The 18363-nt window shown below is 43.9% G+C and carries 20 protein-coding genes; 9 read left to right on the top strand and 11 right to left on the bottom strand.

Annotated features, from left to right (window positions below; translation table 11 throughout):
- Window position 1: 1 nt before the first annotated feature.
- Both FWF39_RS00795 and FWF39_RS00790 read right to left on the bottom strand, forming a co-directional pair.
- Entirely contained in the window at window positions 2–790 is a 789-nt protein-coding gene (locus tag FWF39_RS00795) for a dihydroorotate dehydrogenase electron transfer subunit (protein WP_343381529.1), read from the bottom strand.
- 4 nt (window positions 791–794) lie between these two features.
- Window positions 795–1712: a dihydroorotate dehydrogenase gene (locus FWF39_RS00790; protein ID WP_343381528.1), complete on the bottom strand. Its 918-nt coding sequence runs from the start codon at window positions 1710–1712 to the stop codon at window positions 795–797.
- 641 nt (window positions 1713–2353) lie between these two features.
- Between FWF39_RS00790 and FWF39_RS00785 the strand changes: the two genes are divergently transcribed.
- The 6 genes from FWF39_RS00785 to FWF39_RS00760 all read left to right on the top strand — a co-directional run bounded on the left by FWF39_RS00785 (window position 2354) and on the right by FWF39_RS00760 (window position 8183).
- Window positions 2354–4321 carry an SNF2-related protein gene (locus FWF39_RS00785; RefSeq protein ID WP_343381527.1) on the top strand — a complete coding sequence of 656 codons (1968 nt, stop codon included), beginning with the start codon at window positions 2354–2356 and terminating at the stop codon, window positions 4319–4321.
- The gene (locus FWF39_RS00780; RefSeq protein WP_343381526.1) at window positions 4318–5667 is read left to right on the top strand and encodes a hypothetical protein; all 1350 of its coding nucleotides are present in this window, start codon (window positions 4318–4320) and stop codon (window positions 5665–5667) included. The genes FWF39_RS00785 and FWF39_RS00780 overlap by 4 nt, the downstream gene beginning before the upstream one ends.
- Before the next feature lies 1 nt (window position 5668).
- Window positions 5669–6580: a restriction endonuclease gene (locus FWF39_RS00775; protein WP_343381525.1), complete on the top strand. Its 912-nt coding sequence runs from the start codon at window positions 5669–5671 to the stop codon at window positions 6578–6580.
- 133 nt (window positions 6581–6713) lie between these two features.
- Window positions 6714–7181 (top strand): helix-turn-helix domain-containing protein, encoded by a 468-nt coding sequence (locus FWF39_RS00770; RefSeq protein ID WP_343381524.1) that lies wholly within the window; start codon window positions 6714–6716, stop codon window positions 7179–7181.
- Window positions 7182–7291: 110 nt separating this feature from the next.
- Window positions 7292–7864, top strand: a complete 573-nt coding sequence (locus FWF39_RS00765; RefSeq protein WP_343381523.1) for a transposase — start codon at window positions 7292–7294, stop codon at window positions 7862–7864.
- A gap of 121 nt (window positions 7865–7985) precedes the next feature.
- Window positions 7986–8183, top strand: a complete 198-nt coding sequence (locus FWF39_RS00760) for a hypothetical protein (RefSeq protein ID WP_343381522.1) — start codon at window positions 7986–7988, stop codon at window positions 8181–8183.
- Between the two features lie 232 nt (window positions 8184–8415).
- Here FWF39_RS00760 and FWF39_RS00755 read toward each other — a convergent pair whose 3' ends face one another.
- Window positions 8416–9315, bottom strand: a complete 900-nt coding sequence (locus FWF39_RS00755; protein WP_343381521.1) for an NAD(P)-binding domain-containing protein — start codon at window positions 9313–9315, stop codon at window positions 8416–8418.
- A 478-nt stretch (window positions 9316–9793) separates the two neighbouring features.
- On the opposite strand from FWF39_RS00755, the gene FWF39_RS00750 reads away from it, so the two are divergent.
- Complete coding sequence (locus tag FWF39_RS00750) at window positions 9794–9934, top strand: hypothetical protein (protein ID WP_343381520.1); 141 nt, start codon at window positions 9794–9796, stop codon at window positions 9932–9934.
- Between the two features lie 54 nt (window positions 9935–9988).
- On the opposite strand, the gene FWF39_RS00745 is transcribed toward FWF39_RS00750, so the two are convergent.
- From FWF39_RS00745 to FWF39_RS00715, 7 genes are all read right to left on the bottom strand, one after another.
- Window positions 9989–10864 (bottom strand): TIM barrel protein, encoded by an 876-nt coding sequence (locus FWF39_RS00745; RefSeq protein ID WP_343381519.1) that lies wholly within the window; start codon window positions 10862–10864, stop codon window positions 9989–9991.
- 172 nt (window positions 10865–11036) lie between these two features.
- The gene (locus FWF39_RS00740; protein ID WP_343381518.1) at window positions 11037–11825 is read right to left on the bottom strand and encodes an energy-coupling factor transporter transmembrane component T; all 789 of its coding nucleotides are present in this window, start codon (window positions 11823–11825) and stop codon (window positions 11037–11039) included.
- Window positions 11822–12646, bottom strand: a complete 825-nt coding sequence (locus tag FWF39_RS00735) for an ABC transporter ATP-binding protein (protein ID WP_343381517.1) — start codon at window positions 12644–12646, stop codon at window positions 11822–11824. Before FWF39_RS00735 ends, FWF39_RS00740 begins: the two co-directional genes overlap by 4 nt.
- Window positions 12643–13491 (bottom strand): ATP-binding cassette domain-containing protein, encoded by an 849-nt coding sequence (locus tag FWF39_RS00730; protein WP_343381516.1) that lies wholly within the window; start codon window positions 13489–13491, stop codon window positions 12643–12645. Before FWF39_RS00730 ends, FWF39_RS00735 begins: the two co-directional genes overlap by 4 nt.
- Before the next feature lie 408 nt (window positions 13492–13899).
- Complete coding sequence (locus tag FWF39_RS00725) at window positions 13900–14928, bottom strand: DHH family phosphoesterase (protein WP_343381515.1); 1029 nt, start codon at window positions 14926–14928, stop codon at window positions 13900–13902.
- Entirely contained in the window at window positions 14925–15218 is a 294-nt protein-coding gene (locus FWF39_RS00720) for a DUF3194 domain-containing protein (RefSeq protein WP_343381514.1), read from the bottom strand. Before FWF39_RS00720 ends, FWF39_RS00725 begins: the two co-directional genes overlap by 4 nt.
- Before the next feature lie 10 nt (window positions 15219–15228).
- The gene (locus FWF39_RS00715) at window positions 15229–15582 is read right to left on the bottom strand and encodes a prefoldin subunit beta (protein ID WP_343381575.1); all 354 of its coding nucleotides are present in this window, start codon (window positions 15580–15582) and stop codon (window positions 15229–15231) included.
- Window positions 15583–15799: 217 nt separating this feature from the next.
- On the opposite strand from FWF39_RS00715, the gene FWF39_RS00710 reads away from it, so the two are divergent.
- Both FWF39_RS00710 and FWF39_RS00705 read left to right on the top strand, forming a co-directional pair.
- Window positions 15800–16180 carry a hypothetical protein gene (locus FWF39_RS00710; RefSeq protein WP_343381513.1) on the top strand — a complete coding sequence of 127 codons (381 nt, stop codon included), beginning with the start codon at window positions 15800–15802 and terminating at the stop codon, window positions 16178–16180.
- 149 nt (window positions 16181–16329) lie between these two features.
- Entirely contained in the window at window positions 16330–17385 is a 1056-nt protein-coding gene (locus FWF39_RS00705; RefSeq protein WP_343381512.1) for an L-threonylcarbamoyladenylate synthase, read from the top strand.
- 75 nt (window positions 17386–17460) lie between these two features.
- Here FWF39_RS00705 and FWF39_RS00700 read toward each other — a convergent pair whose 3' ends face one another.
- A complete protein-coding gene (locus tag FWF39_RS00700) occupies window positions 17461–18360 on the bottom strand; it encodes a glycosidase (protein ID WP_343381511.1) in 900 nt (299 codons plus the stop codon).
- Window positions 18361–18363: the final 3 nt, after the last annotated feature.

The raw sequence follows: 18363 nt of genomic DNA, 5'->3' as shown, positions 1-18363 counted from the left end.
CTTAGATGGGTATGCGTGATCCGTCAAAGCCTATTTTTGAAATTCCTAGTTCATCTCTAACTTCTCGTAGCTGAGTTGATGTAAATACTGGGCCGTCTCGACAAACGCGGTATTTGCCAAGCATGCAACTTCCGCACAAGCCGATGCCGCATCGCATCAGTCTCTCCAAGCTTGCCTCTAGGGGCAGTTTGTGTTGCTCGGTTAGTTCAAAGATTTTTTTAACCATAATTTCGGGTCCACAGGTATAGATCATATCAAAGTGTTCCTTATCAAGCAGGGTTGCCAGTGGTTGGGTGACGAGGCATTGAAGTCCAGCTGTTCCATCGTCGGTGGTGGTTATTAGATTCTGCTCTTGACATACTCCGCCGAGTTCTCTGACAAAAAGCAACTCTGCCTTAGTTTTAGCGCCCTCTACAAAGGCCAGATGTGCGGTTTTTGTTTGGAGTTGTTTTGCTAAAAACAGCAGGGGGGCGATTCCGGTTCCGCCGCCAATTAGAAGCACTCTGCCTGTGTTCTCACTGAAGCTGGTGCCAAAGGGTCCCCGTATGCCTATGGTTGCGCCTGCTTCAAGGCTGTGGAGGTGTCGTGTGGCGTCTCCTACAGCTTTAACTGCAACCGAAACTAGATCATTGGATGTGTCCATGATACTTAGCGGAATCTCGTCTATACCTGGAATCCAGAGCATCAAAAATTGTCCTGGACGAGCCTCACTGCAGAGTTTATCTACAAATGTGTAGGTTTTAACTGAGGGGCTCTCGGTGCGTATGTTTACTATTTGGGTGATTCGCATTGTGTTATTTCCGGTGAGCAAGCCCGATAATCTCCTTTATACTTCCATAATGTTTTTGTCTCAAGTAGGTCTCCACGCCCTTAGTTATGCTGCTGAAAACCTCCATGTTATCAGCAACGGCGGTTCCAATTTGTACTGCTGAGGCGCCTGCTAAGAAGAACTCGACTGCATCTTGCCAGTTTGTGATTCCTCCGCAGCCAATTATGGGCACCTCAACAATTTGTGCCAAATCATAGACACAGCGCAGGGCCACGGGTTTGATTGCTGGGCCTGACATGCCGCCTTTTATGTTGCTTAAGATTGGTAGCTGGGTTTCACTATCAATGGCCAGTGCTCTTAGGGTGTTGACTGCTGTTAGTGCGTCTGCGCCTGCTTCCACGGCGGTTTGTGCAAGCACTCCTATGTCGGTGACGTTGGGTGAGAGTTTAACGATGAGGGGTTTGTTGATGACGGCTTTAACTTGCTGGACGACTTCAGCAAGTAGTTTGGGGCTCTGTCCGATTTCAGCGCCTGTTTGTTTTACATGGGGGCATGAAACGTTGAGTTCCACTGCGTCTGCGCCTGCTTCTGTGGCTTTTTTGGCGGCTGTTGCATAGTCTTCGGCTGAGTAACCAAAGATGCTGACAATTAGGGGTATGTGCAGCAGGGTTTTGGTGTATTTGATTTCTTCAGCAAATATGTCGATGCCGGGGTTGGGGAGTCCTACAGCGTTTAGCAGTCCGGCTTTTGTTTGTACAACAATGGGGTTTGCATAGCCTGCTCGGGGCTGGGTGCCTATGGATTTGGTAACGATAGCTCCTGCGCCGCCTTTGGCTACTTGGAGAAAGGATTCTGCTGTGTATCCCATGATGCCTGATGCTAGCATGGTGGGGTTGGTTAACTCTAAGCCGGCAAGGGTTATGCTTAACGGACTGGTTTGCACATAAATTCACCGTTCATTATTATAGTCTAGGCGGATGATAAGATAAAGCTTTTTTTAACTAAATTCTGTGCTATGTTGGGTGTTGGCGTTTTTATGTCTACTTTGACTTAGTTATTGTTTGTTGGTTGTTTGAGAGTTAGAAAGAAAAATGAGGGTGGATGCAGAACTGTTGAGGCTTTATTTCTTCTTTTTAGCCTTTTTTGTATCTTTTTTTGCCGCCTTAGCCACGTTAATAACCTCAAAAGGACAGAAAGCTTCAATTTATATTTAAAAATTACTAAACGCTAACGAGGCTGCCTTAACTAACGAAATCGCTTAAATTCTTGAGCTATAGCCAAAACAACCCTAAAAACAACCGCTTAATTGGCTGATTTTTGGCCTTTTTTTTACCTGTACACTTTTAACACAAATATGTCAAAAACAACCCAACCCAAAACAATCCTCAAAAATGGGTGTTGCCTCAACAATAACCCGCCATACCCACCAAACCCGTTAATATAACCCCCAAACCCTCAAACTCAAATGAAAAAAATTTCCAAATTAATGACCCTTTGTATATGAAATCAGCATATGCACTATCCGAAGAACACACAACCACCCAAGAGTTGCATTTCAGGTTTTTATATCCAAACAGTCAGTAAATGTCGATACTCTTGTCTCAAAGCCCAAAAAAACAAACCAGCCAACCCCCCCAACCCGAAATCACACTCGACTCCGCACCTGCAATTGTTGACCTATACCCAAACCCCAAACCCAAACCAAAAAAAAATAAAGAACCCAACCCTGAACAAACAACAATTGTATGCGAACTCGACGACCCCGAAAATAACAAAAAAACCAAACACAAATACACCATCACCTATACCGACCCTCTTAACATAAAAAAACAAATTCAAAAAACCAATTATACATCCCTAAACAGCTTCCAGCTAAGCATCCAAGCCTCCCAACTCAAACAAACCGACAAAATCGATCATCTCATCTCAGTGGATGCCATACGCACAAAACTAATCCCCTACAACTTTCAGCTGCACACCGCACTGCAAGTTATAAACGAAATGAACTCAAATGCCATATTAGCCGACGAGGTGGGTTTGGGCAAAACCATCGAAGCCGGCCTAATTATGAAAGAGTTGGTGCTAAGAGAAGAAATCAACTCAGTGCTAATTATTGCACCCAAAAGCCTCCTCTCGCAATGGAAAAGCGAGATGGCTGAAAAATTCGGCGAAACCTTCACCATCGCCAACGGCGCAGGAAAACGCGCCAAACTAACAACCAACACCCGCCTAATCTGCTCCCACAACATGCTCCTAAAAAACTACCCCGCACTCACAAACCGAACCTGGGACCTAGTCATGGTCGATGAAGCCCACGCATTTCGCAACACCCACAGCAAAAGCCGAACCGCACTCTCCGATCTGCGCAAAAACCACCTGCTCCTGCTAACCGCAACCCCCCTATGCAACCGACTAACCGATCTCTACAGCATTGTCGATCTGATCCAACCCGGCCTCCTAGACAGCGAACGCGCATTTATCTCCCGATTCGCAGAAGATGTTAGAAGCCGAGTAGTTCGACCCCAAGAAGCAAACTATCTCAAACACACTCTCCAAGACGTTATGTGTCGCACCCTCCGAGAACAAACAGGCATCCCCTTCACAAAACGATGCGTAGAATCCCGAACCCTTGAACCCAACGATTACGAACGCGAATTCATCGAAGAAGCAACCCAATACCTGCGCAAAGTCAGCGACAACCACTTCAAAACCATCGAAACCCTAATTGCCGAAAACCCCTCAAGAAAAATGACAGCTTCCCAGAGCAACGCCATTTTAGTCTTCCAAGCCATCACTCTCCAACAATCCTTCTCAAGTTCACCCTACGCATCCATAGAATCACTCAAAAAACGCCAGCAACGCTTCCCCATGGAAACTGATGCGACCAACAAACTAATCGAGATGGCCCAAAAAGTAAAAAGCGCAAAAATGGAGTTGCTAAAAAATGTTCTAAGAGAAGTTCCAAACGAACAAGCAGTTATTTTCTGTCTACGCAAAACAACCGCCCGCAAAATCAACGAAATGCTAAACGACCAATTTGGACCAGCTGCTATCTATGTGGGCGATATGAACCAAGCTGAACGTGATCAAGTGATTGCCAGCTTTAAGAGCGGCCAAACCAAATACCTCATCGCCACCGACGCCGCAGCAGAAGGTCTCAACCTACAGAATTGCTGTGTGCTGTTTAACTATGACTTGCACTGGAACCCCATGAAAATCGAACAACGCATCGGCAGAATACATCGCTACAAACAAGACCGCGATGTAACAATTTTCAACTTAGCCGTCAAAGACACTATCGACGACTACGTTTTGCATGTGCTCTATCAAAAAATCGATCTGTTCACCATGACTGTGGGCAAAATGGAGACCGTGCTAGCTGACCTCAAAGAGGGTGCACAAGACATACAAAAAACCATAGGCGACATTCTCCTGCGTAGCAACTCCCGACTCGACATCCAAAAAGAACTAGAAAAACTAGCCGAGAACCTAAACATAGTAAAGGAAAACCAAGAATTATCCGAACAATTCACACAGGGAGTCTTGGATTGAGCACCCAAGCCGAAGCAGATCTCTGCAAATTCTTTGAAACCTACGTCCAAATCAAAGGCGGCATAATTACCCACCAAACAAACGACACCCTAACAGTCGCCTATCCCGACGGCAACACCCAAGAATTTACCTACCAACCCAACACCGCAAAAGAAAAAAAAATCCCTCTGCTTGCCCCCGGAAGCCCCCTATTTCAACAGCTCCTCAAAGAATCCATAGACAACGGAGCTCTTTGCCAAATCAACCTCACAAACAACGGCCCCATAGAAACCCTAATAGAATCCCACTTTAACAACACCGATGCATGTTTGAGTTGCCAAAAAACCCAAACCATACAAGACACCCAAGTCTGTACCAAACTCGAACCTTGTTTTCACCAAATAAACAACGGCCAAATCACCTCGATAAAAATTACTAAAAAAGAAACCTTACGTTTCTTCCAGTTCTACTATGCACTAAACTTTCAAAACAAACTCAGAACAAAAAGCGAAGAAACCCTAACCATTCTACTCAACGAAGAATGCCACTGCATCGATGACACCTTCAATTTAGCATCTGTGCTGGAGAACAAAACAATACAAATCGAGAACTCGAAATCAAAAATAAAACCCGAACTCTACGACGAACTAAAAGCAACGGCAGACCAAAAACTAATAGCCTTTCTCAAAAACAAAGTCACACTCTTTGACCTCCCCTTGGTCAAAGAGAAAAAAATGAGATTACAAAGTTTTGAGCGCCGACTAAAACGAGAACGACGCGAACAAGTTATCTCCAAAAAACATGATTTCGACTTCCAAAAATGGCAATCCACCTATGAAGCGTTGCTACAGCGCGAAGAGGAATCCTGCCAAACAAACATAACCGTAAAACTCCATAATCTTCTCATAATCAACACCTTAAAAATCAAATTCGAAATCACCCTCAACAACAAAGCAACCATCCAATCCACCCTCATCATAGGCATCCAGAACCCCGAAGTCATCTGCCCTATGTGCAAAAAAACCCACCCCGAAGGCTACCCAACCGAAGACGGCTTCTATGTCTGCAAAGACTGCACCCGACAATCCATAGATACAGCAAAAATATACTCCAAAAAAGCAACCCTAACCCACGACGAAACCCTAAACGAATACTTTGAACGCGACAAAGGCTTTATCTGCACAGTCTGCGGCAAACGCCACAGCCGTCTCCTCGAATTCAAATGCACTCACGACAACACAAGTGTATGCATCCACCACTACGATATCTGCGATGTCTGCAACAAACCCTTCTCCAAACTCAACCTCACCCACACTGACGAATTCAGAAAAAAACTCTGCCCTCAACATGCAAAAAAGGAGCCCTAAGATGAGCCACCAAAAAAACAACACCTTAAAAAAAATCGCCGAACAACCAAAAAACAATGACCTAATCGAGTTACTAGCAGATGAACTACAGCTCCCCCTGGATAAAGCCGAAATACTAGCAAATCGAATAAAAAAAACTCCTAATCTAACCCCCCAAAAACCCAGCATAAAAACTCTTGTGGAGAAACACTCCAAACCCGAACCGCAAACCGCGAATTATTCGATCGGAGTTCTCTCAGATAAAGAGTTTAGACTATTTATCCAGTGGCTCTTTGAAACATTGGGCTATGAAATACAAAGTAGCTGTGTAGTTAACCACGGCGCTGATTTAGTCACCATCAAAAACGCTGAAAAGATTGCGGTTTTAGCACGGAAATATCCTCCCAGCTATACCCTTAGCGATGTCATAATTTTGGCCGCCCAACAAGCCCAAAGCACCCAGAAATGCGACCGTGCCCTTATCATAGCGACCACATCCTTTACCGAACAAGCTACCCAAGAGGCGCAAAGATGCAGAGTAGAACTGTGGAACAACACTGCCTTAACCACAAAAATCGAGGAAGCAAAAGATAAACTAACCTACGACAATCCCAAAATCAGCTTCCAACCCTATCAAGGCTCCCTTCTACTGAGCCTGCTCTCACTGGCAGAAACCAAAACTTTTCTTGTTGAACCCCGAACAGAAGGAAAATATGATCTGATTCTACCCGGCGTAAAGTATCCCCTCTTAACATTTGAAGCCCGCAACGGCACAGTTGTGCAATGCGTGTTTCGTATAGAGTACAACGAACCGGTTTCTGAAAGTGATGGTGAACAGTTGATTGGAACAGACGAAAACGGTAACAAAAAAGGTCCTGAGGACTTGGAAGCTTATGAGCTAATTACTCAATATCTAACCCAGTTCATAGAATAACCCACAATCAGAACCTCAAACAGCAACTAAGCTACCGCCTGCTTGAGACCCTATTTTTAAATCTAGTGCTTTGTAACATCTAAAAGTTTATAGTTTTGTTTGTTGTGTTGTTCTCTATTGGTAGTGTGATGTTATGAAAGGTAAGTATGTTGGTGTTGTGTTAAGTTCGTCTGATAGAGCTGAGCTTGAGCGGTTTAGTGCCAAAGGCAAACACAGTGTGAGGCTGGTTAATCGTGCAAAAATAATTTTAGCCCTAGATGAGTCTGAGGGGAGAAAAAAAGAAAAACAAACCAAAATCGCAAAAAGAATAGGCGTAAGCAATCAAACAATCAGTAACGTAAAAAACGCTTTTTTCGCTGCCCAAACAGTAACCCGTTTTTTGCAGCGCAAAAAGAGAACCACACCCCCCATAGCACCAAAAATAACAGACGAAACACAAGCTCACATCATCGCCCTAGCATGCAGCAAACCCCCTGACGGCTACGCAAAATGGACCCTGCGCCTCCTAGCCGATAAAAGCATCAAGCTGGGATACGTTAACACATTATCCCATATGAGTGTGAAGCGGCTTTTAAAAAAACACAATTTAAACCTCATTTAAAGAAAATGTGGTGCATACTTCCGCATCAAAATAGTGCCTTTGTCGCTGCCCTGGAGGATGTTTTAGCTGTTTATGCTTGCCCCTATGATGCTAAGAAATCGGTTGTTTGTATGGATGAGAAATTATATCAGCTTCTATTAGATGTATGTGAGCTGTTGTCAACGCGTTCGGGTTTGGTCCTTTGGGTTGATAATGAGTATGTGCGTATGGGTGTGTGCAGCATTTTTGTGTTTTGTGAGCCTTTGGTTGGGTGGCGTCATGTGGAGGCTTTGGTGTATCGAACAAAAGTAGATTGGGCGCATAAGCTGCGTTGGCTGCTTGAGGAACAATATCCTGATGCTGAGCGGGTGGTGTTAGTTTTGGATAATTTGAATACGCATGGGTTGTCTGCGTTGTATGGGGCGTTTGTTGCGGAGAGGGCGTTTGGTTTGGCACAGTGCTTAGAGATTCATTTTACTCCTAAGCATGGCGGCTGGTTAAATGTTGCTGAGGTAGAGTTGTCGGTTCTTGGGGTGCAATGTCTTGGAAAAAGACGTATTTCAAATATTGAATCGCTCAATGTTGAGTTGACCGCTTGGCATATTGAGCGTAATCAAACTCAGAAAGGTGTTGACTGGCAATTCACCACCAAAGATGCACGCATAAAACTGAAAAAACTACCCGGTCAAACTATAAACTTTTAGATGTTACAAAGCACTAGCGTATAACATTAGAACTAAAGGATATTTTGCCTCAGAAGACAGCTGGACTGAATGTTTTCGGTCTTCACAGGGATTTCCAGATCAAACCGACTCTCAATACACCGTGATAGCTTTTCGAGGAGGCAGTGGTGACTGGTTTGATGCGGGAATTTCCGGATCTGGCTTTCAAGCTTTTCCTGGATCAAAGATAGATTTTCAAGTTGAAGCAATGAATGGGGATGTTACACAAATAATCTCAAATCCCCTACCGACTATGTCTGGACAGGTGAAAAAAGCGGCTGGAGTAGCACAAAAACTCTAACTATGCCCACATATTCTGATGAAGCGCCAAATCAACCTGATTTAACTCCCAATCAAACTTCATCAGATCAAACTGGCGCCGTAATAGTGGGGTTTAGTTTGCCTGATTGGTATTGTGACGGCATTATACATCATAATAGCGGCGTTAACTATCATACTTCTATATAACCGAAAAAAGCTTACTCGTAGTGTCTAACCTTGAAATAAACTGACGAAATGCACTGGTTAATGCATTAACTCGATCTATCTTGTGATGTGCTGATTTCGGTTTGTAAGTTTGATTGTGTGCGCGTAGTTTTTGTTGTTTTACGTGGGGATTTTGTTGTTGTCTGTTTGGGGGTTTTGTTGTTGTGTTGTTGTTTTGTTTGGTAGTTTTTGTCTGCTATTATGGCGGCTTGGAGCAGGGCGGTTGTTGGGTAGGTGTTTATGAGGAATTGTATGTCTTTTGGGAGGCATTCTCCGCCTATGCCGTTGCGTGCTTCAGGCAGATCTACATTCCATTTTGTGTTGGCGGCGTCGCGTAGTTCGTCATAGTTTAGATTGTTTTCGTCACAGAGGAGTTTTAGTTCTTGGGCATATGCGATACGGAGATAGTAGTAGGTGTTTTCGGCTAGTTTGGTTAGTTCGGCGATTTCTAGGGAGTTAACGGGGTGGGTGGGTATGCCTAGGGTGTTGTAGAATTCAAGGGCTTTTGTGTGGCTTTGTTGGTTTAGTGAACCCAAGGCTCTTATTTGTACGACGCCGTGTTTGTCTTCTTCTTGTTTCCACCATCTGTGAGGGCAGACGGCTATGTTGGTTAGTTTGTATTTTGCGGCGAGTTTTCGTGCGGTGCCTATGGTTAGGGTTGATTCATAGCATATGAGCGCGTCGGGGTTGAGTTTGGCTGCTTTTTTTGTGCAGTCTTCGATGGCACTCATGTCGGGTTGGTTATTGCGGAACCAGGTGTTGACTGTGATTACATAGATGTCTGCATATGGGAGTTTGGTTGTGGTGTTGATTCCGTTTTGTTTGGCTGTTTTTATGGCTTGTTGGGATATGTCGTATCCTTGGGTTTGTTTGTATATTTTTGAGATGTGTTGGGCAACTGGTAATCCTATGTTACCTAAACCCATAATGCAAACATTTACAGCCATCTACCTTTCGCTCGGTTGTGATTTTTTTATTTGGAGGTCACGAAATTATAAAAACATTATCCCTAATTCAAAATAATTATGTTTTAAGTCATTTTATATATGATGCATGGATTTGGCTAAATTGTTGATATTCTAAATTGGTTGACAATTTGATTATATGTGCTCCTTTCAACAAAGGTGTGAAAGTGATAGTTGAGATTTTAAAACGCTAAAATGGTGGTATAGCTTGTGTATGTCGGCGTTGTTTGTGATTTTTGGACCAAAATAATCTGCTAAATTGAGCATAAAATTACTGGATGCTTTTTCTTTCTATATTATCCTTAGCGGTGTAATATTTTTGGTGTTTTCCATAGCAACTAACAGGTTGTTTATTTTTTTTGCCATATATGGTTGGTAAGAGTCTTGTGCCCCATTGATGTTTTATTCTTTCTTTTTTATAGGCGCTTTTGTAGCAGAAATAAGTCTAATATTGCTCAGCTTGGTTGTTGAGGGCTTTTTAGTAATTGAAGTACGTTTCTTAGTTTTAACAGGCCTAACTTTGGTGGCAATGCTTCTCTTTCTAAAAGAAGGCTTAGTGTTGAGCCGCAAACTAAGCGCAAAGAACCCCGCTGAGACATAGATGCTTGGTTATTGTAGAAAGTAGCGGGGGGTCTCTGTCCGCTAACATTTTACCTTATTTTTGTTCTTGTCTTTGTTTTTGGGCTTGTTGAAGAATTTCCTTCATTTTTCGGGCATCAACATCTAGAATTGGTGTCTCGCAGATAAATGTAGGATGCATCCCAAAATCTAAAATTACCTCTGATAGCATCCCAAAATCAGGTCCAAACTGCTCTTCATCAAGGGGGTGATGCTTTTTTTCTCCTTGGCTTGTGAATTCTATTTTTGAGAAATGGCAATGCATGTTGCGCAGGGTTTGAGTACCGAGTTCTTGCTCGATTTTTTCAGCTATGTGTCGCATGTCATCTACAGTTTTGAAGGCCCCATGATGTAGGGCATGGAGATGTCCCCAGTCAACGACTAGTTGCGTACCCTCAACTTCACGATTAATGGCTATGATTTCATCCAAAGTGCCCACTTGGGATTTACGTCCCATGGTTTCGGGCCCCAACTTGACCTTCAACCCCAAACTTTGCATCTCAGAGTGGATTTCTTTGAGTGCTGTAATAGAACATTTAAGCGCATAGTCTTTTTCAAACATCCCATAGAACCCCATATGAAACACCATAACCCCTGCGCCCATCCACTCAGCGCCCGTTGCACAGGCTATAATGCGCTGTTTGCTGGCTTTTACCACTTCAGGTTTGCCTGAGAGATTGATAAAGTAGCTGCCATGCATACTGAGCTTAACATCATTGCGCTTTGCCTCCTCCCCTAGCCGACGAGCATCAGCCTCTTTTATCTGCGGTTTGGGACCCCACCTTACCGCTTGATATTCAAACGCATCTAAACCTTCCTCACAAAGCAAACGCGGAGTATCAAACGTAGACGCCCCTAACAGCCGAAACATAGGCGGCACACCTGCAGGTCCAAAACGAGTACGCTCAGCCATAACATCACATCATGCTACTAATACTTCTATTAATCAAATGTTAAGGAATATTAGCTTGCCCTTTCCTTTACCGCTACTTCCCTGCCATTTAGCCTTTGGTTCCTGCACAAATATCTGTTTGGCTATCTGCTTTTTGTGGGTTCTATGCATCTTCTTTTTGTTGTTTGTTTGATTATAGTAGTAGCAAGCTTACAATCGTGGGAATTGACACATAGAAGTATGCATAGATTGCACCGATCACAATTATTGCCGTGATTCCCAGTAGCACATAGTCTCCTTTGTGTAGCCGTAGTGTATATAGGTTGGTGCGTTTTTTGCATGCTCCCCAAGCGCGTGATTCCATAGCTTCAGCGAGTTCAAGACTTCGCCGAATAGCACTCACAATCAAAGGAATCAAAATGGGTATGTAGTTGCGGATGCGTTTTAGCAGATTGCCCTTCTCCAATTCTAATCCCCTTGCTTTTTGAGCATCCATGATGGTTTGAGCCTCCTCAGCCAATACCGGCACAAAACGTACCGCAGTAGTAAATGCAAATGCAAACTCATAGGGCACCCGAGACTGCTCCAAAGCCAACCCCAGATGATCCGGAGAGGTGGTTAAGAAAAACACCGAAAATGACTCCACTAACACCACAAAGCGCAGAGTCATAGATAAGGCACCCTCAATATTGCTAGGCGTTACCGTGTAGTTGTTTCCCAAAAAGATTGTAACGATGTTTATAAAAAAGATAAACCCCGCCAAAAACGCTGCACCGCGCAAAGAACGCATCCACTGCCGCTGAACACGCGCCAAAAACACAAACGGTAACTGTAACAAAAACAGCGCCACAAGCGGAATTATCTGAAGAAACAAAAGCGCCGCAATGAAGACCCCAATAACATAGATAAATTTGATACGCGGATCCAGATTATGAATAATAGAGTTAACTCTGCGAAACTTTAAACCATCAAAAATACTCATTGTTTACGTTTCTCCAGGGCTTTTAGAAGAACCGATTTAGCCTCTGAGATATCAATAATATCTTTAGGCAATCCTGCGGCTGAAAGTTTAGTAAATACTTGCGCGATTTGAGGCAGAACAATCGAGGCCGCCTCAAGCATCGCAGGATCAGTTAGAATTTGATGCCCCTCGCCATCGGCCACAATTTTACCCTCCCGCATCAAAACCACACGCGGATTACACTCAGCCACAAACTCTACATCATGAGTGACCGCAACAACGGTTTTTCCCTGTTCCTGCAACTTTAAGATGAACTGTTGAAGCTTTTCTTTCTGCTCATGATCCTGCCCAATGGTAGGTTCATCTAAGACCAACATCTTGGGATCACACGCTAAAACCGATGCCAAAGCCACCCGCTTACGCTCTCCCCCGCTTAACAGAAACGGAGAGGTTTTACGGTACTGCGAAAGCGAAAGCAACTCTAACATCGCGGTAATGCGCTCCTCAATTATTTTTGCGTCAAATCCAAAATTTTTAAGTGCGAACCCCACTTCAGCCTCAACGGTTTCACTAAATAGCTGATGATCAGGATTTTGGAACACAAACCCAACACTACGTGCCAAAGCCGCAACACTAGACTTAGTCGTCTCCACTCCATCGACTTTAACGCTGCCCACAGAGGGTTTGAGTAGTCCATTAAAATGCTTAACAAAGGTGGACTTGCCTGCCCCGTTTTGTCCCATGATGGCAACAAATTCCCCATCTTTGATAGTAAGCGAAACCCCCCTCAGAGCCTCTATCTTGCTGGGATAGCTATAGTGAATATCTAAAATCTCAATCATCTACTAAGAGCCTCCAAAATTTGATCTGCCAGCTCCTCCGAACACAGAGGTGTTCTATTGCCCAAACTGCATCCTTCTTTTTTTAACATTTGATAGAGCAAAGTTGCTTTGGGTATGCCCACACCAATACGTTGTGTTTCTTCCTTGCTGAGAATATCACGTGGATCTCCCTCCAAACATACTCTGCCCTGATCCATAACGATAAGATGATTGGTATATTTCGCCGTTAAATCCAACCGATGCTCAATTAGCACAACCGTAATGCCCTGCTCTTTGTTGAGTTTGTAGATAACCTCAAAAATCTTCTCTGCACTCAGTGGATCCAAAAAAGAGGTCGGCTCATCCAAAACAATAATCTCAGGTTCCATTGCCAAAACTGATGCAATCGCCACTCGTTGCTGTTGTCCCCCGCTAATCTCATGCGGAGACCGATCCCTAATATCATAAATACCTGTCTGATGAAGCGCCCAATCCACTTTTTGGCGCATCGCCTCTCGAGAAGCACCCACATTTTCTAAACCAAACGCCACATCTTTCTCAATTGAGAGCGCAAATAACTGATTCTCCGGATTCTGAAAGACCAAACCCACATGTTTAGCCAACTCATAGGTGTGATGATCCAGCGTATTTATACCCGCAACCGTTATGTCCCCTTTAATCTCACCCTGATAAAAATGCGGCACCAACCCATTAAAACACCGACACAAAGTCGTCTTACCACAACCACTAGGCCCTGTGATTAAGACAAATTCTCCCTTCTCTATCTGGATAGACACATCCTCAATGGACGGCTTGGATATGCCCGGATAGGTATAGGTGAGATTTCTAGTTTCGATTAATGCCATATTTCGTGCCTGCCCCCTCTAAGCGTAAGTTTGCTCATTTAAGCGTAGCTACCCATTTCTGATTTTATACACAAATGCTTCGATATAATTAAAAATTCCCTAAACTTCTTACTGCCGATATGTTTGCATGTTACCAACAAGTCGGTCTTTACCTTATGGGGGTGGTCTGTGTTTGGCTTCTATGGTGTGGCTGTGAGGTTTATCTGTTTGCGGTTTTTGATGGGCGCGGGGTTGTGGATGCAATCGCTTGACCTTTTTTTGGCGGGTTATAATAAATCAAATGTGGTGATAGATTATGTGGACGTGTGAAATTGTGAGCCAATATGTACTATATTTCTGGAATCAAATCTGCTCAAAAAACGGTAAAAACAAACAAGCGATTTAAAAAAAGCTAACCCTTAAAGTTCTTTAGGTATCTTCAACAGTTTTATCCGTTGGTGGTTGCTCGGGTTTGGTTATTTTTTGTTTTAGGAGTGTTAGGCATTGTTTGAGTGCGTCTTGGATTTCTCCTTTGCCGCTCACACCTGATGCCATGGCATGGCCGCCGCCTATGCCTTGTAAGTACTCTCCAAGGGGGGCTGCGATGTCGGTTCCAAGATGGACGCCTGCGCCCTCGTTAAATTGACGGACGCTTCGGAGGCTGATTTCAATTTTGCCGCTCTTTTTGCCTGCAACCGCTGATACGTGTGCACCCAAATCTATCAGGGCTTTTGCTGCTGGAGCCTGAAAGGCGCTCACATGGGAGAGTGCAATTATCCAATTATCCACCTGAACTATTTTTGCTCGTTTACACGCTTTGAGTTTAGCAATACGCTCAGAGGTTTCGATGGGCAGGGCAAATTGAGCAAGCGTTTGCTGAGCATCTATACCCTCTTCTACCAGAGCTGCAAGAATACCAAATGTGGGTGAGTTTGCCAGTGCAAAATGGCGCGTATCAAAGGCTATGCCCACAAACAATGCCTTTGCTTCATTTAAATTGGGTTTAACTTGCGCTTCTGCATAGAGGCGATAGATAAGTTCACAGTTTGCCGATGCCTTATCATCAATTATGCAGAGACTGCATTGTTTTAGGGTTTCTTGATTTGGTGCATGATGATCAATGATTATTTTTGGCGCCGGAGATTTTTTAACCGCTTCGGTTGCTTCATCGAGTTGTTCTATGGTGTTCATGTCTAAAAGTACAATGACTTCTGCGGATTCAATGTTGGGTTTGAGGCTAACGGTTATGGGCAGATAATCCAATAGAGTTTTGGAGGGTTTGTTGATGCCTGCTGGACAGCCAATCTCTACCACAGTATTGGGTAAAAATCGCTTAATTAAGCCCTGCAGACCATAGGCTGAGCAAATTGCATCAGCATCAGCACTGCGATGACACATCAGCAACACAAAGCCTGCCTGCTTCTCTTCTATAATTGCCAGTAAATCTTTGAAACTCATTGTATCTTTCTCAAAAAGTTTTCAGCCGCAGCATGTCCTGCATCTACTGCTTGCTTAACCAATGCATCCGCATCAATAGCTTCTGCTTGTTTTGTGAGTACTAGTTCCACTTCAACAGAGACATTAACCGGTTTGGTGCCTTCAACCTCAACAAAGATGTCAAGCTGATTGACATTTTTACTGGACACTTGGTTTAGGATGTATTTGCGAACTCCATCTTCGGTAGTTTGGCATAAAAGTTCGATTTGCTCGGCAGTTAGCTCTGGAAAGCCGAGCTCATCCAACAACATCAAGTCCTGCTTAAGAGAGGGATTGACCTGAGACTGGGCTGAGGTCTTCCTGAAGTTTAGTTTGAATTTCTTTAACTTGAGCTTTTACGCGTTCTTCTTGACGAGCAATAACTGTACTGCGGGTCTCTAGAAGGGACTTGCGTTCGTTGAGATCTTCGTTAACTTTGGTTTTTTCTGCTTTAATTAGAAGTGAACCAGCAGTTTTGTAGATAACTGCATCATCAGCAGTTTTAGCTAGCTCTGCTACGGTCTGCTCAACCTCTACTTTTTCCATCTCAACCTGTTGCTTCTGTGCCATTATCGACTGTAGAGTCTGTTGAAGCTGTTGGAGTCTAAGTAACCTTTCTTGAACGTTAGGAGGCAACTTGGATAATTCATCACTCAAAGTTTATTCCTTCGTACCCAGAAAAGACAAACGCCCTTAATTAAGCATTTCCAACACTCCAACAAAACCTCAATACCCCAAAACCACCAACCTAAAAAACCTGTAACACAACTGACTGAAATTTGTAGTCAGTTGACATGTTTGGGGTGTAAAGTTTTTTTAAGCTGCAACTTCTCTTAGCCCTTGGGGAGAAAACTTGAGCGAGCGGGCCAATGTCATCAAAGAAGCAGTTGAACATCAAGATAATCTCTTTTTAGCTGTTTATGTGGAAACAAAAAACAGCATTATGATTATGCTAAGTGAAAAAGAAGATAAACTAGGCACTTTAGCGGTTGCAATTCCTAAACCCCGCGATAGTAGTATGGGTTCAGCCTCATCCTCAGTGCTTCTAGGAGACAAAAATGTAATTTCCGCTCGCATGTTTGCCGAGTACACAGCAACCAAAAAAGGCAAAACCGCACTAGTCTCAGTTTATCTCCAAAACATAAGCGAAAGCCAAGCTCAAGAGATCTTTATGTACCTCATCGATAAGGTACTAAAAACCGACAGCCAAAAAGAACCAACCGCCATCTACTAAACAACCCTCTCGCACACACAACCAATCCCCCTATAAACATCTCTTAGTAGCGTTTTGCTAGTTATCTTTGAGATTTTTGGGCAGAAACAAATAAGCTCTTAAAGAATACTGTGTATCCACGTAGTTAGCTCACTGATCAGGCGCCTAAGATGAAGACTCTTCTGATAAAAATCAATCCTCAATGCCCGGACCCAAAAAAAATCCAACCCGTAGCTGACATCATCAAACACGGCGGGTTAGTGGCTTTCCCAACAGAGACCGTTTATGGTCTTGGCGCAGATGCACTAAACAGCAGTGCCGTTTTACGCCTCTTTGAAGCTAAAGGACGCCCCTTGGATAATCCTCCAATCATACACCTAGCTGACCCCCAAGCGGTTTATCCCTTGGTACAGCAGGTTTCTCAAAAAGCCCAACGCTTAATGGAACAATTCTGGCCTGGTCCGCTAACCCTTATCTTTAAACACTCAAAGATAGTGCCCAAACAAACCGTTGCCAACCTAGATACCATTGCTATTCGCATACCCAACCACCCCATCGCCCAAGCTCTTATCCGACAAGCTAACTGTCCCATAGCCGCACCCAGCGCTAATCTCTCAGGTAAACCCAGCCCAACAACCGCCCAACATGTCCTAGATGATCTCGATGGAGCTATAGATGCCCTAATAGATGGCGGACCAACCGATATCGGCGTAGAATCCACTGTTGTCGACTTAAGCGTTGATCCTCCGATGCTTCTGCGCCCCGGAGGCACACCCTATGAGGCCCTAAAAGCAACAATAGCTGATTTAGAGCTTCATCCCTTTGTACAAACCGACATAGAATTAGCCCTTGAAAAAACGCCTTCCCCTGGCATGAAACACAAACACTACTCCCCCAAAGCAGACGTCATCCTAGTCGAGGGCAACCCGAAAGCAGTCACAACCAAAATCTCAATCCTAACAAATACCTATAAACAAAACGGTTGCAAAGTTGCCATTTTAGCCACAGACGAAACCCAAACAGCCTACCAAGCCGATATCGTAAAATCTCTGGGTAGCCGCACTAATCTATCAAGCGTTGCCCAAAACCTCTTTGGTCTTCTACGCGACGTTGACGCCCAAGGCATTGATATTATCATAGCAGAGGGAGTATCATCGGAGGGACTGGGATTAGCAATTATGAACCGACTACGGAAAGCATCAGGCTACCACATAATCAAAGTATAATGCACCAAGTACGATAGGTTGTAGTAGCGTTATCCATTTTTATCGTTCGTTATTTGTTTGTTTGTGGTGTGTGGGTTATTTGCGTATTGATGATAGCAGGTCTTCAAAGTTGATGGATGCGCCGCAGACTACGCTGTCAGCCCCGCCGTAGTAGAGAAAAAACCTATCGTCGATAACTACGTTGCCGCAGCTAAATACTACGTTTGGGACTTTACCGAAGCGTTCATAGTCTTCTTTTGGTGTTAAAATGGGTGTTTTTGAGCGGTAGAGCACCTGTTCAGGATGGTCTGCATCAAGCAGAACAATACCTAGCGAATATGTCTTCTCATCACTCACCCCATGATAGACCACCAGCCAGCCTTCACTGACCCTTATAGGCGAACCTGCAATCCCTACCTTCCAACTATCCCAGTCATCTGCTCGGGGCCCCATAATGGACATAATATCACACCACTTTTTGAGATCCTCCGAATAAGCAATGCATATAGTGGGTTCGATACGATGAAACATTACATATCGGCCGCCGATTTTTTTAGGAAAAACCACTGCATTTTTATTATAGACTCCGGGGAAGGGCAAGCGGCGTGTTCCCCAGTTCCAATTATGATCAAGAAAATCATTCATTGAAATCGTGGTTAGCGCAACTTGATAGGACTGCAGATGATTGTGCTCACGAAGGGCAGTATATGTCAAAGCTAAGGTGCCCTCAACATTGCTTATCCTTGGATCCTCACAGCCATCTTGCTCATTATCATTTTGCGGCTCTAAAACAGGCTCAGACAAACGCTCATCAATATGAACCCCATCCCCTGAAACAGCATAACCAATTCGAGAAATATTATCATTCCCTAAGGCCCTATAAAGCAGATGAACCTTACCCTGCAAATAAATCGCCGCAGGATTAAAAACCTCCCGCGACTCCCACGCATGAGCCTCAATGGGTTTTAAAATAGGATTTTCTAAAAAACGCTCCATCAA

Source organism: Candidatus Bathycorpusculum sp., from assembly GCF_009778815.1.
GTDB classification, from domain to species: domain Archaea; phylum Thermoproteota; class Bathyarchaeia; order Bathyarchaeales; family Bathycorpusculaceae; genus Bathycorpusculum; species Bathycorpusculum hydrogenotrophicum.
Note: the sequence above shows the minus strand (reverse complement) of the source record. Positions and strands in the feature narration are given on the sequence as shown.